Origin of the sequence: Paraburkholderia hayleyella (genome assembly GCF_009455685.1) — a bacterium.
GTDB lineage: Bacteria > Pseudomonadota > Gammaproteobacteria > Burkholderiales > Burkholderiaceae > Paraburkholderia > Paraburkholderia hayleyella.
The window spans coordinates 737,864-754,025 of sequence record NZ_QPES01000002.1; the positions used below are offsets into that span (position 1 = coordinate 737,864).

The 16,162-nt window shown below is 58.8% G+C and carries 17 protein-coding genes; 13 read left to right on the plus strand and 4 right to left on the minus strand.

What is annotated here, in order from left to right; genetic code table 11:
* The first annotated feature begins 42 nt into the window (after positions 1-42).
* From GH657_RS17545 to GH657_RS17605, 13 genes are all read left to right on the plus strand, one after another.
* The gene (locus GH657_RS17545) at positions 43-336 is read left to right on the plus strand and encodes a Flp family type IVb pilin (protein WP_153102290.1); all 294 of its coding nucleotides are present in this window, start codon (positions 43-45) and stop codon (positions 334-336) included.
* A gap of 24 nt (positions 337-360) precedes the next feature.
* On the plus strand, positions 361-1,911 hold the full coding sequence (locus tag GH657_RS17550) for a pilus assembly protein TadG-related protein (RefSeq protein ID WP_153102291.1): 1,551 nt from the start codon (positions 361-363) through the stop codon (positions 1,909-1,911).
* A 95-nt stretch (positions 1,912-2,006) separates the two neighbouring features.
* Entirely contained in the window at positions 2,007-2,816 is an 810-nt protein-coding gene (locus GH657_RS17555; protein ID WP_153102292.1) for a hypothetical protein, read from the plus strand.
* Entirely contained in the window at positions 2,813-3,535 is a 723-nt protein-coding gene (locus GH657_RS17560) for a hypothetical protein (protein WP_153102293.1), read from the plus strand. Before GH657_RS17555 ends, GH657_RS17560 begins: the two co-directional genes overlap by 4 nt.
* A gap of 3 nt (positions 3,536-3,538) precedes the next feature.
* Positions 3,539-3,736 carry a hypothetical protein gene (locus tag GH657_RS17565; protein ID WP_153102294.1) on the plus strand — a complete coding sequence of 66 codons (198 nt, stop codon included), beginning with the start codon at positions 3,539-3,541 and terminating at the stop codon, positions 3,734-3,736.
* A gap of 20 nt (positions 3,737-3,756) precedes the next feature.
* Positions 3,757-4,839: a Flp pilus assembly protein CpaB gene (cpaB, locus tag GH657_RS17570; RefSeq protein ID WP_153102295.1), complete on the plus strand. Its 1,083-nt coding sequence runs from the start codon at positions 3,757-3,759 to the stop codon at positions 4,837-4,839.
* 23 nt (positions 4,840-4,862) lie between these two features.
* On the plus strand, positions 4,863-6,608 hold the full coding sequence (locus GH657_RS17575) for a type II and III secretion system protein family protein (protein WP_153102296.1): 1,746 nt from the start codon (positions 4,863-4,865) through the stop codon (positions 6,606-6,608).
* Between the two features lie 22 nt (positions 6,609-6,630).
* Positions 6,631-8,523 carry a TadA family conjugal transfer-associated ATPase gene (locus tag GH657_RS17580; RefSeq protein ID WP_153102297.1) on the plus strand — a complete coding sequence of 631 codons (1,893 nt, stop codon included), beginning with the start codon at positions 6,631-6,633 and terminating at the stop codon, positions 8,521-8,523.
* 10 nt (positions 8,524-8,533) lie between these two features.
* A complete protein-coding gene (locus tag GH657_RS17585; protein ID WP_153102298.1) occupies positions 8,534-9,382 on the plus strand; it encodes a type II secretion system F family protein in 849 nt (282 codons plus the stop codon).
* A 2-nt stretch (positions 9,383-9,384) separates the two neighbouring features.
* Entirely contained in the window at positions 9,385-10,266 is an 882-nt protein-coding gene (locus GH657_RS17590) for a type II secretion system F family protein (protein WP_153102299.1), read from the plus strand.
* Positions 10,267-10,310: 44 nt separating this feature from the next.
* On the plus strand, positions 10,311-10,613 hold the full coding sequence (locus GH657_RS17595; RefSeq protein ID WP_281349421.1) for a DUF192 domain-containing protein: 303 nt from the start codon (positions 10,311-10,313) through the stop codon (positions 10,611-10,613).
* A complete protein-coding gene (locus tag GH657_RS17600; RefSeq protein WP_343031293.1) occupies positions 10,610-11,416 on the plus strand; it encodes a TadE/TadG family type IV pilus assembly protein in 807 nt (268 codons plus the stop codon). The genes GH657_RS17595 and GH657_RS17600 overlap by 4 nt, the downstream gene beginning before the upstream one ends.
* Positions 11,413-12,222 (plus strand): lytic transglycosylase domain-containing protein, encoded by an 810-nt coding sequence (locus GH657_RS17605; RefSeq protein WP_246174214.1) that lies wholly within the window; start codon positions 11,413-11,415, stop codon positions 12,220-12,222. The genes GH657_RS17600 and GH657_RS17605 overlap by 4 nt, the downstream gene beginning before the upstream one ends.
* 75 nt (positions 12,223-12,297) lie before the next feature.
* Here GH657_RS17605 and GH657_RS17610 read toward each other — a convergent pair whose 3' ends face one another.
* From GH657_RS17610 to GH657_RS17625, 4 genes are all read right to left on the minus strand, one after another.
* Positions 12,298-13,002 (minus strand): Hpt domain-containing protein, encoded by a 705-nt coding sequence (locus GH657_RS17610; RefSeq protein WP_153102301.1) that lies wholly within the window; start codon positions 13,000-13,002, stop codon positions 12,298-12,300.
* A 31-nt stretch (positions 13,003-13,033) separates the two neighbouring features.
* Positions 13,034-13,672, minus strand: coding sequence for a response regulator transcription factor (locus GH657_RS17615; protein ID WP_153102302.1), 639 nt, complete (start codon positions 13,670-13,672; stop codon positions 13,034-13,036).
* A gap of 323 nt (positions 13,673-13,995) precedes the next feature.
* Positions 13,996-15,039: an OmpA family protein gene (locus GH657_RS17620; protein WP_153102303.1), complete on the minus strand. Its 1,044-nt coding sequence runs from the start codon at positions 15,037-15,039 to the stop codon at positions 13,996-13,998.
* A gap of 254 nt (positions 15,040-15,293) precedes the next feature.
* A complete protein-coding gene (locus GH657_RS17625; RefSeq protein WP_153102304.1) occupies positions 15,294-16,130 on the minus strand; it encodes an ABC transporter permease in 837 nt (278 codons plus the stop codon).
* Positions 16,131-16,162: the final 32 nt, after the last annotated feature.

The window sequence follows — 16,162 nt, forward strand, 5'->3', positions numbered from 1 at the left end:
CGTTTTTTACTCAACTTTTCACTTTCGCCTTAGAGATACACCATGAAACTCTCACAAACTCGCCATTACCGTCATGCCAGTAGCCCGCGCAAGCAATTCGGCCAAGGCATGACCGAGTACATCATCATCGTCGCGCTGATCGCCGTGTCGGCCATTGGGGTGTACTCGCTGTTCGGCCAGACCATCCGTAACCAGACCGCCGGCCTGACCAGGGAAATGGCCGGCCAGAATGCCGCGGCGAACATCTCGAGCGCTCAAACTAACGCGACCGACGCGACCAACAACGCCAACAAGACCAAGAACATGGGTACTTACAACGATTCGAACAACAAGTAACCCTCCACGTCTGGATCAAGCATCATGAAACGCTCTGCCCGCAAGGGCAGGGCCAGGGTTGCCGGCGCTAGCGGGCAGGCGCTGGTCCCTGCCCTTATCTTTTTACTGGTTGGTGGCCTTAGCATCTACGTGGCGTTCAACTCGTTTCAAATGACAAGCGCCAAGATCAAGTTGCAAAACACGGCCGATGCGGCCGCTTATAGCGCCGCGCTGCTCCAGGCCCGTGATTACAACTTCTCCGCCTATACCAACCGGGCGATGATCGCCAATCAGGTCACAGCGGCCCAGATCGTCGGCCTCAAATCATGGATTGACGAACTCGACAACCGGTATGGAGCGACCCCGGATGTCGACGGCCTCATCCAGGCATTCGCCGACCATCCTGAGAAATGGAGCGGCCCCAAACGCCGCGGCAAAGACGAGATCGAGCCCGTCCGTATCACGCTCGATGCGCTCTTGCCCATCGCCGCCAGAGATATCGGTACGATCATTCGCGGCTTGGACACGGCCCAGACAAATTTCCATGCGGGAATCTTCACCGCTGTACCCCAGGCGGCCAATACAGTCGCGCAGGCCAATCAGGCCGACACGTTTGTCACGGCGGGATTTTTTACCAGTCCGCGCAACACCTTCCAGCTGGCTGCCTGGAAAAACTACACGCAAATCAAATCGCTCACCGGCCAGGTTGAAGACGACCGTTTTGCCGAGGTCCTGACTAACAGGGACACCCTCGACGCGTTTACGAAAAACCGTCGCTCGACAGCCAGCATGGCGCCTGACTACATGCAGCTCGATGACAGCGCAAACAAGATATGCCGCTCTCAACCCGGCACCATCGTGGCGCGCGTGGAGCATGAAGGCGGCACCCAGCTCCGGCGTGACAAAAAAGGCTGGCAGGCTATCGATGCCAGCCTCATGACCGTATCCGTCTCGTGCATTGGCGGTCTCTCTGGCGAACCGATGACCGTCGGGCGAGCCGGTGCGGCCAACGGCAATCTGCCGTCTTATCGTGGCAAGCCGAGCTTTCTGAGCTACGCCCCCTACGTCTCCGACACCCTGGACTGGACCGGCTATGGCGGCTACATCAACTTCGGCGCCGACCAGAGCGGCAAGCCAGGCCGGGTGCCCAATGCAGTGGCTTCCCAGATGGGTCAAGGCCCGGGTCTCCTCATGGATCCGCAAAACGGCGGCCTGCTGCCCTACCAGGACATCGTGGGCACGCCTACTTCCCCTGAAGCCCCTCGCATCACCATCGAGCTTGAGCGCAAAAGCGGCACGCTGACCAAAACGGTGGGCCTTCAGGGCGCCGGCCGCATGCGCGCTGTCCCGACCGCTGCAGGCGAAGTGCTGCGAGCGTTATCGAGCGCCAATGCTTATTTCGTCCGACCGAATGAAGGTCCTGGCAGCGCCCTGAAATACGGCCTGCTTTATCACAGCGCCCTCTGGCAACGAACCGACGGTAAAACCGAGTACCCGAGCACCTTCAACCCCTATTGGCAAGCGCATCTGGCACCCGTCCGCGAAGCCGAGCGCCAGGCCGCCTGGGTAGACCAGATTCCGGCATCGGACTATTAAGGCTGGCCCCTCACATCATGCGATCAACTGATTTACTTTTATTCGCGCATCAGGCGCAGCGAACGCGGCGACAGCAGCGTCAACGCGGCCAGGCAATGGTTGAATTTCTCGTGGCGGCGATGTTCGTCATGGGTGTGATGTTTTTCGCGCTCGCCATGATGGGCAAGTTCAATGACGTCCGGAACAAGACACTGGCCGGCGCACGCTATATCGCATGGGAACGGACGGTCTGGCTTGACTCCGACTCACCCTCCAAGTCGGACAGAAACGATTACGACTGGTACTACGGATTGGCGGGTGCGGGCAGCAAGAACGACCAGGAACTTCAACATGAATATCTTCAGCGCGTGCTTGCCGTTAACTCAATGGTCAAAAGCGACGACAAGACCAAAGCAGAGAGTCCGGCAATACCTACGATGTGGCACGACCATAGCGGAGAAGCTTTCATCAGCGATATGGGCAGCAACATCATCGCAACAACCGATATGAGAGCCAGCCCGACGCCGCAACTGGATCGATACAGCGGCCAGTCGTTCGGCAAGATCGACACGGTGGGCAAGGGCATGTTCGAGGCAAAAATATGGCTCGCCACGCGCAACCTGGTAGCGGCAACGCTCAGTGTTTCCGTGGCCCACGATAACGCAGCGCTCACAAGCCTGTTCGGCAGCACCTATAACGGCCTGACCTTTCGTGACACGAACGTTTTGCTGACTAACCCATGGGTTGCGAACGGCCGCAACAGTACCTGGTACTTAACTGCCGGAGCGATCGTTTCCGCCGATGAGCGCAAAGTCATCGACCCGTCGATCTATCAGCCCTTGAAAAAGTATTCGCCTGATATCGCCACGCTGGATGTCCATCGCACCGCTAAAGACATCGTTCCGAAAGACCGTCTCGCCCCATGAAGCTCACTCAACTGATTCTCCGCGGAGCGCGGCTCGGCTGCGTGCTGCTGCCCCTCGTCACGGTCACCGCACAAGCGGCCCCCACGTGCGGCAAGCAGCCTGTCAAGGCAGCACGCACCGAGGTTCTGGGCCGTGACCTGCTGGTCAATGGCATTCCCACTACGGTGCTGGGGCTCACTTTCGCGGGCTCGCCAGACGACGTCATCGCCGAATTCCGCGCGTTCTGGCGCAAGCAGGAAGTGCCCGCGATGGGCAAGCGTGGGCGCGGCAGCATGTTGTTAAGCGCGCTCGACGACGACTGCCACTACGCCCTCACCATTCCGCTCAAGGCCACGGGTGGGCGTACCCGGGGCGTGCTGAGCGTGACGCGCCTGGGCGGCAAGGTCACCCGCCGCCAGATTCCCGATGGCACGGTGCCCTTGCCCAGCAATGCCAAGGTCATCACGGATATCGAAAGCCATGACCCCGGCCAGGCTGGAAGGACCTGGGTCATGGCACTACCCGGCAGCGCCAGCGGCAACGCTGAGCGGTATCGGGCGCGGCTCGCCGAACAAGGCTGGGCCACAGTCGCACAAGGACCGTCCTACAAACTGGATGGCTCGCAAAAAATCGTCGGCAGTATCGCCGTGATGCAGAACGGCAGCGACCAGGTGGATGCCATTTTTTCCGATCAGGGAGGGCAGACACAGGCCGTCATCAATGCAACAAGGACACGTTGAACTATGAAGCATCCTGATTTTTCTACGTCCGCCTTCCGTCAGCAACGCGGTCAGGCAGGCACTGAATACCTGGTCATCACGATGGCGATCGCCGCCGCGCTCATTATCGCCAATGGGGCAGCGCCTTCGGTCATCGACCAGCTGGTTAATGCATTCAAGTCTTTTTTTAGCGCTTACAGCTTCACTCTTTCACTGCCCTGAGCATTGCTGGGCAAATCGTCATGCTTAAGAAAATCAAATTTCGCTCCCTGCTGGGAAACTCGTGGATCCTCCTGCTCGCGGCCTTGCTGGTGGCGGGTGGTCTGACCTACTTCATGTACCAATACCTGAACGCGCGGGAGGCCACCCTGAAAGCCGAAATGGCGGGCAAGGCAAGCCACGGCATTGCCGTCGTCGTGCCGGCCCAGGACGTGCCAAGCGGCACGCCGCTTGCCAGCGACGTCTTCGTGGCGCGTGAAATCGCCCCTGATCTGGTCTACGACGACATGGTGCGCGCCGACAGTTTCGAGCAGTTCCGCGCCTCCAAACTCATCCATCCCGTGCGGCGTGGCCTGCCATTGCGCACGTCGGATATCGACGCACTCAGCGGACGTGATTTCTCCGATGTGGTGCCCATTGGCGAGCGTGCCGTGACACTCGAGATCGACATGATCAACTCGAACAACGAGATGATCCGGCCGGGTAATCACGTCGATATCTACTGGGTGGGAACAGCTAAATCCGCGATGGATTACAAGTCCGGCCCGGATGGTAACGACACCTCGATCCAGTTGCTGCTGCCCAATATCCTGATTCTGGCGACAGGCCAGGACGTGCGGCCACGCAACGTGGGCGAATCAATGAGCAACAGCAACAACCCGGCTGAAAAAAGCGCGTTTGCCAGTGTCACCGTGCAGGTGCCCGTCGCCGAGGCAGCCCGCCTCGCACTGGCCCAGCGTGTCGGTTCACTGCGCCTCGTCTTGCGTAACTCCGAAGACAAGAGCCTCAACGTTCCGCGGTACGTAAGCGAAGGGCAACTGTTTTCCAACCAGCCTAACAGCAAGGCCCCGGCGCAAAACATGGTCGAAATGATCGCAGGAGGCAGTGCCTCGGGCAAAACAACGATGCTGCCGGTTGATGGGCCCCATACGCCCAATGTACCGCCTCGCGCCGCGGCCCCAGTTGCCGCGACGCCCGCCAACGCCATGCCACCCGCCTCAGACGCTGAAGCCACGCAAGCCAAGTCTTCCGTCTACGAACAGGCCAACGCCATCGCCCAACAACTGCAGAAACTCGATACGCGCTCCACGTCCGGTCGAAACTAAAGTACCCAGCACAGGCTTCAAAAATGACAGTTAAATTTCACGCACCGGTAGTTTCGCGCCGGGCTATTTCGTCCCTTCTGGCAGCGATCATGCTATGCAATGCCGCACCCGTGGCATTGGCCCAGACTGCAAGCATGCAGTCTGGCGTCACCTCCCTGGCACGCGGCAGCATGCTGGATCTGTATCGCGGCGAAGTCCGCGTCATCCATGTGCCGGGCAATATCAAGCGGATCGCGGTCGGTAACGGCTCACTGCTTACCGCAAACGTAGTCGATGGCCGGCTCATGCTGATCGGCGAAGCGCCAGGCATCACCTCACTGGTGGTCTGGAATGAACGGGGCATCGCCTTGCAAACTACCGTGCGCGTGGCCAAGGGTGACGTCAATTTCTCGGTGGACCAGTTACGTTCCGTGCTGCACTCGGTGTCGGGGCTGCACATCGATCCGGTGGGACCGAATATCGTCCTTTCCGGCGTGGTTCACCGCAACATGCTGCCGCTCGTCAAGGCTGCGACGGCAGACCTGAGCAACGTGATCGACACCACCACCGTTGATGAAGGCGATGCACTGAAAAAAACCATCCATTTCAAAGTGCAGATCATGGAGCTGACGCGTAACGCCCAGAAAAACCTGGGTATCGCATGGGACAGTTCATTCAACGGTCCAGAAGTGGGTGGCTCGGCGTTCTTTAGAGCGGGAAAAAGAGCCAGCTCAGGCAGTACCTCGGACGCCGTCGACGCAGCAACCGGCGCGGTCGGCAGCAACTTCTTCGTCGCGGGCATCGCCTCGAAAATCGCCTCGAAAATCAATCTCGCGGTCAACGATGGCGACGCGTTTATTCTCGCGGCGCCGGAACTCAACACCAAGAGCGGCGGCATCGCCTCGTTCCTCGCAGGCGGCCAGGTGCCGATTCCCCGGGCAGGCGCACTCGGTACGACCGACGTCGAATTCAAGGATTACGGTATCAAGCTGAATATCCGTCCGGTGGTCGACGCCAACAACATCATTTCCGCCAATCTTGAAACCGAAATCAGCCAGCTCGATCCGTCGGTGTCATACGGCGGCTATCCCGGCTTCCTGACGCGCCGCACCAGCTCCGACATCTCGTTGCGCGCAGGCGAAACGCTGGCGATCTCCGGGCTCATCAGCGCCGATGCGCTGGAAAGCACGACCGGCCTGCCGTATCTCAGCAAGGTGCCCATCATCGGCAAGCTGTTTGGTTCGGAAAGCTTCCGTTCCAAGAAAAGCGATCTCGTGATCTTCGTCACGCCGTTGATCTCCGATCCTTCGCTCGCGCCTAACACCGGCCTGCTGGCGCGTGCCGACAAGGTAGATGAGCGCTTCCGCAGCCAGTACGGCAACCCTAGCCCGCTGGCGCCTAAAGACGAAGAATCCACACCGGAAACCCGCCGCCCGATCACGCCAACACCCGCGCTGGCACCCATGCCTGTGCGCGTTACGCCGCAGCAGTTGTCGCCGCAGGCAACGCAGTGGGCCCAGCCAGCCACGGAGCAACCCCTGCGTATGGCGCTGGTTACTGCGGCACCAGCACCGGCTGCGGCACCGGCTGCGGCACCGGTAGCGTCCGCAAGAAGGCCCACGGCGCCTGCAGGCGAGGCCCCCAACACGGGTATTCCCATGGATCTTGCGCAAGCAATCCGCACGCTGAACGCATCAACCGGAGCCGCGCCACGCAGTGCAACCCCAGCGGGCGCGCCTGGCGGTAAAACTCCCGCACAGCAAGTCGGCACGCTGGGCTCAGGCAACTAACCAGCATTGATGGAGACGCACCATGCTTAACTTACAGATACAGGCGCGCAATACGGCGCCCCAGACGTTCACGGTGGATCACGATTGCACCATCGGCAAAGCTGAAAGCTGCGACATCGTGATCAAGGGCATGCTGGTCGGCAAGCTTCACGCGCGCATCATCAATCAGCAAAACGCGTATTACATCGAAGATCAGGGCGGCATTACCGCGACTCTGGTCAACGGTGAGCCTGTCACGCGCTACGGCCCGCTCACAAGCGCGGATACGATTGAAATCGGGACCACCACGCTCAAGGTGCTCGATAGCACGTCAGTGCAAGATCACGCCATGGCCGCCTTGTCACCCCATGCGCCAATCTCCGCGCCCGCCATGCAACAGATGGCGCCTCAGGCCAACGGCAATCATGGCCTCTCCAGCCAGGAAAACCAGGGGCATGGCATGGCTCACGCATCGCCCGCCCAGGCGCCGAACACGTCGCCCAACGCGGCGTTATTCGCACTGCCCCCCCAGGCCAAACCCGCTGCTGCCATGCCTGCCGCACCCAGGGAACAAAAAGCCCAGGCGCCACTGCGCCTGATGCCGGCACGCGTCAGGAAAACAGCGGCTGAAGTCGCAGCGTTAGCGCCAATCAATAGCCCGTCGGGCATCGAGTTGCGCAAGATGGCCCACATGCGTGTGATCGCCGCACTCGATTTGCGCCGCCTGAACGTCGCGCGCATGGAAGACGACGAACTGCGTCATACCGTCAACAGCACGCTGGACGAGATTCTGAAAAACGATCCCAGCTTCCGCAACACGAAAGTGCCGCTCGATGCGCTGAAAAAGGCCGTGTTCGACGAAATCATTGGGCTCGGCCCACTCGAAGAATTGCTGGCCGATCCGTCGATTACCGAAATCATGGTCAACTGCCACGATGAAATTTTCATCGAGCAAGCAGGACAGCTCAAGCGCTCGTCGGTGATCTTCACCGACGACCGCGCCGTATCAGGCGCCATCGAACGCATCGTCGCACCCATCGGCCGCCGTATCGATGAAAGCTCGCCGATGGTTGATGCGCGGCTGGCAGACGGCTCACGTGTCAACGCGGTGATTCCGCCACTCGCGCTCAAGGGCCCAAGCATCACCATCCGGAAATTCTCCAAAACCAAACTGGCGGGTGAGGATCTGGTGAATTTCGGCTCGATGTCGCCTGAGATGCTCGAGTTCCTGAATACCGCCGTCGAACAGCGCGCCAACATCATCATCTCGGGCGGGACGGGCTCGGGCAAAACAACCTTGCTCAACGTGCTATCGAGCTACATCCCGGACAACGAGCGGATCGTCACCGTCGAAGACGCGGCCGAACTGCAACTGTCGCAACCCAACCTCGTCTCGCTGGAAGCCCGGCCAGCCAATATGGAGGGCAAGGGTGCCGTGCATATCCGGGACCTCGTGAAGAACTGTCTGCGGATGCGCCCTGACCGCATCGTGATCGGAGAGTGTCGTGGCGGTGAAGCGCTCGACATGCTGCAGGCCATGAACACCGGCCATGACGGCTCACTCACCACGGCCCACGCCAACGCGCCGCGCGACTGTATCGCACGTCTTGAAGTGATGACACTGATGGCGGGTCTTGATCTGCCCGTGCAGGCAATCCGCGAACAGATCTGCTCGGCGGTGGACATCATCGTGCAACAGACCCGCTTTTCATGCGGCTCACGCCGGGTCACGCACATCACCGAAGTCGGCGGCATGGAGTCCGGCATCATCCAGTTGCAAGACGTGTTTGTATTCCGCCAGGAGGGTTACAACAGCGACGGCAAGATCTCGGGCACATTCGTGCCAACCGCCTACATTCCTGATTTTTACCAGGACCTGATCCGCCGCCACATTCCTGTGAATACCGAGATTTTCACGCGCGAATCAGCAGAATAAGGCTACCGTCATGAATCCTCTTTTTATGCTCGTACCGTTTTTCTGCTGCGTCCTTGTTGCCATCTGGTTTTTTATGCGGCTGGGCAAAACGGCGCTATCCACCCGTTCGCGCCATATGGCGAACGAAGTGGAAGCTTCGCTAGCGGAAGCCTTTGTGTTCGTGAACCGGCAAAAGGTCGCTACATGGACCATGATCGCCATGTTCGCGTTGCCGCTCATCGCGTTCCTGCTCAGCAAGAACATCCTGCTCGCCCTCGCCACGACGCCGCTCGCATTGATGCTGCCCAAGCGCGTGCTCGCGTCCATGCGGCAAAAACGCGTCGCGGCCCTTGAAAAGCAGTTGCCCGACGCGCTGCTGATGATGGCTGGCGCATTGCGTGCCGGCGCCAGTTTCCCGATCGCGCTCGAAAGCGTGGTGCAGGAATCCGCGCCGCCCATCTCGCAAGAGTTCGATTTGCTGATGCGTGAAATCCGCCTCGGCGTGGATCTCGACATGGCCATGCGCAATGTCGAAAAACGCATCCCGGTACCCGACTTCATGATGGTGACCGCAGCCGTGACCATCGCGCGCGAGGTCGGCGGCAACCTGGCCGAAGCGCTTGAATCCGTCGCCAGCACGCTGCGCGCAAAACTGCAAATGGAAGGAAAAATCAAGGCGCTCACCTCGCAAGGCCGGATGCAAGGCATCGTCATGACAGGCCTGCCGATCTTCCTGATGCTGATATTGCGCTGGATGGAACCCACGGCAATGGCACCGCTTTTTAGCGAACCGGTTGGCTGGGCCACGCTTGGCGTGATCGCGGTCATGGAGTTCCTTGGCTACAAATCGATCACCAAGATCACCAACATCAACGTGTAACCATGCTGCTCTTTCTCTCGCTTCTCACCACGGCAGGCGTCATGCTGTTCGCCTTCATCGCCTTCAAGTCAGTGGGTCAGCTAACAGGCGATGTGCCGCTTGAAAACCGTACCTATCTCGATCCACTCCCAAAAGGATTGCGCCTGATCTGGCCGCTGGTGAACTTTGTCGATCACCACTTCGGTTCGCTATACAGCGCCAGACAAATTGCCAAAATCGAAGAGCGCCTGCGTCTTACCTCGCTGCTCTTTCTGATGAGCGCGCGGCAGTTTCTGTCGATGTCGCTGATCGTTTCGATACTCACCATGTTCGTCACGCTGGGACTGATGTACCTGCTGCACATATTCTCTCTGCCGATCCTGCTGGGCGTCACACTGCTCGCCTACTACTACCCCATCCTCTGGACCCGTGACGTAAGACGCCGCCACGTCGCGGCCATCCAGCGCCAATTGCCAATCTATCTGGACTTCCTGACGCTCGCGGTCGAAGCGGGGCTCAACATCAACGGCGCGATTCAGAAAGCCGTCGAAAAAGGCCCGGACGGCCCGCTGCGGCGCGAATTCGAACACGTGCTGCGCGATTTGAAATCCGGCTTGAGCCGCACCGAAGCGCTGCGCCGCTTCGATGGACGGCAAAACATCAAGGAAATTTCGAACCTGGTCGGCGCGGCCATTCAGGCTGAACGGATGGGATCAGGCCTGGCGAAAACACTGCGCTTCCAGTCTGAACAGCGCCGCTCGGAGCGCTTCCAGCGTGCTGAAAAACAGGCCATGGAAGCCCCCGTCAAGCTGGTGTTTCCACTGCTCCTGTTTATCTTCCCGGTCACCTTCATCGTGCTGGGCTTTCCTATCGTCATGAAATTCGTTCAGGACGGCCTGCTGTGATCTTTACCCGTCTCACCCTTCATCAACGTGACATTGGGGTTCGGGTGGCTACCACGCAAACGGCAAAGGAACGTATGCGTGGCCTGCTCGGCCGCGATCAACTGGCCGATAACGAAGCGCTGCTGCTCAAGCCCTGCCGTTCGATCCATACCTTCGGCATGCGCTTTGCCATTGACGTGCTGTTTCTCGACCGCCATCAACGTGTGGTGGCGATTCATCCTGAAGTGCCACGCAACCGGATGCGCCTGAACCTGTGCGCGACTCAAACGCTCGAAATGCGAGCCGGTGCCGCCTATGCGCACGGTATCCGTGTGGGCGACCTACTGGTTTTCGAGGCGCTGTCGTGAACCCCCTACGTTGCAAGCCCGCATCATCGATGAGCCGCATCCGTCGCAGGTCAGGCCAGGCGGGCCAGTCGATGACCGAATTCATCATCATTGCGCCGCTGTTGCTGTTTTTCTGCCTCGCCATCGTGCAGTTCGCGCTGATGTATCAGGCGAAAGCGACACTCGACGTCGCTGTGCTGGAAGCCGCCCGCGAAGGTGCGGTCAATCACGGCTCGATGCGGGCGATGCAAAGGGGTCTGGCACGCGGGCTGATGCCGCTTTATGCGCGAACCGCGAGCGCGGAAGGCGTTGCAGGTGCGGCAAGACTCGCCTCACTCGCGTCGATCCATGCGGCTGTCATTACCATCGTCAACCCCACGCCCGAAGCCATTCAGGCATATGCCGTGCCCCAGCGCGATATGGCAACGGGTATCACCTATACCCAGATTCCGAATGATTCACTGGCCTATCGCAACTCAACGCCAGCGCCAGGCACTGTCAGCATCCAGGATGCCAACCTGTTGAAAATCCGCGTTCACTACTGCTATCCGATGTATGTGCCGTTAGTGAACAAGGTGATTTACTACGCGACCAACATGATTGGCAACCCCGGCCCGAGCGGGATTCTGTCCGACAACTCTGTCGGCACCGGCAGTCAGGGCAATCCGGGCAATCCGGATAACCAGTGCAATATCTATCTGCAGGATGGCGTGACGTCGGGCCGCTGGCCCATTGGGCTTGAATCAGAAATGATCGTGCGCATGCAGTCGTCTTTCCGGCCATCCGCCGCGGCGGATGGCTTGAAGCCGGACGAAAAGCCATGATGCAGTTCATTCCGGGCCTCCCCTCTATTCGTGCTATCCGTGTCAATCAGGCACGGCGCGGGTCAAAGGCCGTGCTGGCCGGACTGCTGTGTGTGGCGGCCCATGCGCATGCCTCGTCGGTCGTGATGATGATCGGTGGCGTAAAAAACGCAAAGCATGCGAGTGCTATAGCCCAGAAAAGCGTCCCGGCCAGCACCGTGGAGATCGCGCAACCTGAACGCAAAATGTCGGTGGTCACGTCATACAGCGCATCGGGCCCGAGCTTGTCCACCTTCTCGCCAGGCGCGCTGTTCGCCAGTGCGCCGTCCGGTTCGGTGTCATCGCGCGTGACAGCGCTCACCCCGCTGATCGCCGACGTCGCACATGCCGCGCAGATTGACAGCGCACTGCTCATGGCCGTGATCGATGTCGAATCCGGCGGTAATCCGCAGGCAATTTCGCCCAAAGGGGCAACGGGGCTGATGCAGTTAATGCCGGCAACGGGTTCGCGTCATGGCGCAGTCAATCTGTTCGATCCACGGCAGAACATCATGGCGGGAGCGCGCTATCTGCGTAAGCTCATGCAGCAGTTCGGCAAGGTCGAACTGGCGTTAGCGGCATATAACGCCGGCGAAGGTGCGGTGATGAAATACGGGATGCAGATCCCGCCTTATAACGAAACCATGGCTTACGTGCCCAAGGTGCTAGGCCGGTATCAGCATTACCGGTTGTCCTCCGCTATCCCGGCGCACGTCGCGCCTGAAAGCAGGCAAGGCCATTTCATACAGGTACGGCAAACGCTCAATGCGGAGTCTGGCAAACGATAAAGCCCCGGACAGGCAATCATGCTCATCCAGGGCATCAGGGTTAAACAAATAAAATAATGCGGTTCAGCCTCAGGCTCAGCTTCCGCTAGCGGACGCGTCCGACCATTGCCCAAGCGCCGTATTAAGGCCGTCCATGCCATCGGCCACCAGATACAGAAGGCTCTGCACAAACGCGAAATTCTGCTCCCTGGCGGCTTGTTCCACCAGGGTCGCCAGCGCAACCAGCATGGAACAGCGCAGCATCTTCAGCGACCCATTCAGCCGGTGCGCGACCGCGCGCAGTTCGTCCGGCGCTTCGCGTCCAAGCGCACCCTGCAACTGCACCACGCTCTCGCTATTGGTTGCAATCAGCAAGCGTGCGATATCCTGCGCAACGCTGCGGTCGCCGCAGGCGAGTTCATTCAGTTGTGACGGAATCTTCTGGCCATCTTCAGCGGAAAATACCGCGTAGCCGTAGCGCACCAGCGCCGCGACAATCTCATCCGCCGCGCCAGGTATCGGCACGACCTCATCGAATGGCACACCGTTGGCGTCAGTCATGCCCTCCGTTAATTGCACGGGGACCACCGCGAAACACGGACAACTTAAGCGGCTATCACTACACTGGAACGCTTTGGGTGCCGCGCCAGAAGAACAATCCACCAGTACCAGACGAATGCTGCATAACGCGTCGGCCCGCCAGCCTGGAACAGCATAAAACCCCAGCTTGCCAAGCGCCGCTCCCAAACCGCTGGCCTCGCCCCATCGCGGATCGGTACTTACCAGTAACGCGAGGCTCATCGACCATCCATCCTGGCAAAAAGTGCGCCGCTCATTGCGGTACCGCGACGCGACAGCGCCGGGCCAAATCAACCAGCTCGACCATCGAATTCACGCGCAGCTTTTGCATGATCCGGGTTTTGTGGCTGCTCACCGTTTTATTGCTGATAAACAGCGCATCACCCACTGCCTTGTTCGACATGCCCTTGGCTAGCATTTGCAGGATCACCAGTTCCTTGTCGCTGAGCAGTTGCAGATTGTCTGATTCGGGCACGGACTCGGCGAGCGTGACCTGGCTTGTCGTAGCCAGCACCGGGAACACCGTGTACCCGGCAAGTACCGCCTCAACACTGCGCATGATGTCGCGTAATTCCTGCGACTTACTTAAAAAACCTTGCGCGCCCGCCCGCAACGCCCGCGGCACAAAGGTTTCCTGATCCTGTCCCGATAGCACCAGCACGCGCACATCCGCATGCACCAGTTTGAGCCGGGCAATCACATCCAGTCCGCTAATGCGTGGGATATCGAGGTCAAGAATGACGAGATCGGGCATATGGACCCGTGTCATTTCGATGGCAGCCTGCCCGTTATCAGCCTCGATGATTTCGGTAACGCCGATCAGTTGCGTGAGATGGGTCTTAATGACAAGGCGGAGCGCTGGATGATCATCGACGATCAATATGGTCGTCATCTCGAACTTCTCCTAAAAAAATCTTGGTATTTAATATATCGACTACCTAAAATTCGGCAACTCCAGCAATGACAATTTTTTGACATTTCTTAAGGTAGTAGTAATACAGCTTATGAAATTTCTCTACTTGCACAATGAAATCTCACTGAACAAAAATACAAAATCAAGATAAACATAGTGAGACAAAATTTAGCCGCAGTGCAGTATCTATATACGACACTCAACGCTAAAAATTCATGCTGTAGATGCAGTAACCAAGGCCGTTCAAACCTGCATGCAACATGGCCCAAGGCTCATTAATATTTACAGGCATTTACAAGAATTTACAAACGGCTTATCTCGATTTCGACCCGGCGATTGGGTGCAAGGCATTGAATCAGCGCTTTACGGTCTTTTTGATGGCAGCTCACCAATGGCTTGGCCGATCCAAAACCCGTCGCTGTCATCGGCAAGTCCACCCCGTGCTTGCGCAAATACGACTGAACCGTCTGCGCCCGCTTTAATGAGAGTTTCTGGTTATAGGTCACGCGGCCCATCCGGTCCGCGTAACCATTGATTTGCATGCTGCGCACGCTGGCGCCGCGCTCACGCAAAACCTTCACCAGCGCATCCAGTTCGGCTTTGCCCTCAGGCCGCATGCCCGTTTCATCACCGCGATCAAAAACGAAGAGCGAATCCGCCTTGAACGACACTTTGTCCTGGATGGGAGCCGGTGGCGGCGCAGGTGGCTTGCACTCCAGCGTGGCTTGCGCCGAGCGCTTAAGCATGTCCTGGACGTTTGGCAGCAGTTTTTCGGCAGCGGAAAAATTACGTCTCCATGCGTAATGGCCCGCGCGCATCAGCTCAACCTCGGCACAGGCAAGCGGTTGCTGGGCCGTGGGGCAACTGGGCAGCGTCGGGTTCGCCTTGATCGCGTTGGCAATATCCCACAGGTCCGGCCGTACCATGGATACCGTCCGCAACACAGGGTTGGCGGCGGAAATCGCGCTTCGTTGCGCCAGATTGCCCGTGATAAGCGCGGCCTGGCCAATGGCTTCTTCGACGAAACCCCAGTTGTCTCCCGCTTTGAGTTCTTGCTGCGCCACATCGACCCAGCATTGCGCCTTGGCACGAAAGTAGCTGTCCGGCGCTTGCGGGAGCGCATCAATGCGTTGCTGCAAATTGTCGAGCACCTCACCCCGTTTGCCAATCGGGCCATAGGTGTCAATCCACTCGCGTGTCACCGCGCCCGCCGAAGCGTTCTGCGCCGCGCCGAGGCCTGTCTTGAGCACGGTGTCGTCTTCGATGCCCAGCTGCTCACGAGCCGCTTGTCCCGCGCATCCAGATACCGCTAGCGCACAGGCCAGCATGGTTAATTTAAATTTCATCGCTTCCTGAGCCAAATTTATCGCTTCCGAGAAGTGACTAAGGATAGAGATGCAAAGCCATATTTACATACAGAAAATTCCTAAACTATGCAGAGACAGTAATTTTTTTGCAAAAATGAAACAATATGTTTTAAAGATAAAAAGCAAATCAAAAACACGATATTGATTTATAAATTATCTTTATTTAATCGCATTTTTTTATGAGGTGGCGCAGCGGGTTATTTATCTGCTGCCCAACCACCCCAGATAAGACCTCAGGCCACTGCCCGCGCGGCACTGCGGCCGCGCAGCCATTCCAGCGCGAGCAACAGGCAAGTCGAAAAAACAATCAGGATCGTCGCCAGCGCGGCAATCGTCGGGCTGATGTTCTCGCGGATGCCGGTAAACATCTGCCGCGGCAGCGTGGTTTGCTGGGCGCCCGCAAGAAACAGCGTGACCACCACCTCGTCGAATGACGTCGCAAACGCAAACAGCGCCCCGGAAATCACGCCCGGCGCAATCACCGGTAACGTGATGCGGAAAAACGTATGCAGCGGGCTCGCGCCCAGCGACTGGCTAGCGCGCACGAGGTTGTAATTGAACCCCTGAAGCGTTGCAGCCACCGTGGTCACGACAAACGGCACCCCCAGCGAGGCATGCGCGAGGATCAGCCCGAGGTAGGTGCTCGCCATCCCCAGCGGCGCGAAAAACAGGTACATGCCCACGCCGACCACGACCACCGGCACGATCATGGGTGAAATCAGGATCGCCATCAGCAGCGTCTTGCCGCGAAAGTTCGCCTTGTTCAGGCCGATGGCGGCCAGCGTGCCCAGCACGGTCGCCACGAGGGTTGCGGACGGCGCGACGATAAAGCTGTTTTTGGCCGCCAGACGCCAGTCGCTCGAACCGATCAGGTTTTCGTACCAGCGCAGCGACCAGCCTGGGATCGGATACACCAGAAACGTACTCGAGGAAAACGACAGCGGCACGATCGCCAGCACCGGCAAGATCAGATACAGCAACGTCAGCGCCGCCAGGCCGCGCAGCACGAAGTACCACACCCGTTCGAGCAGCGACGTATGCGGCGCAAACACCGGTTTTGAGAATTTCATCACGCCAGGGCTCCGTAGCAGGTTTAACCAGA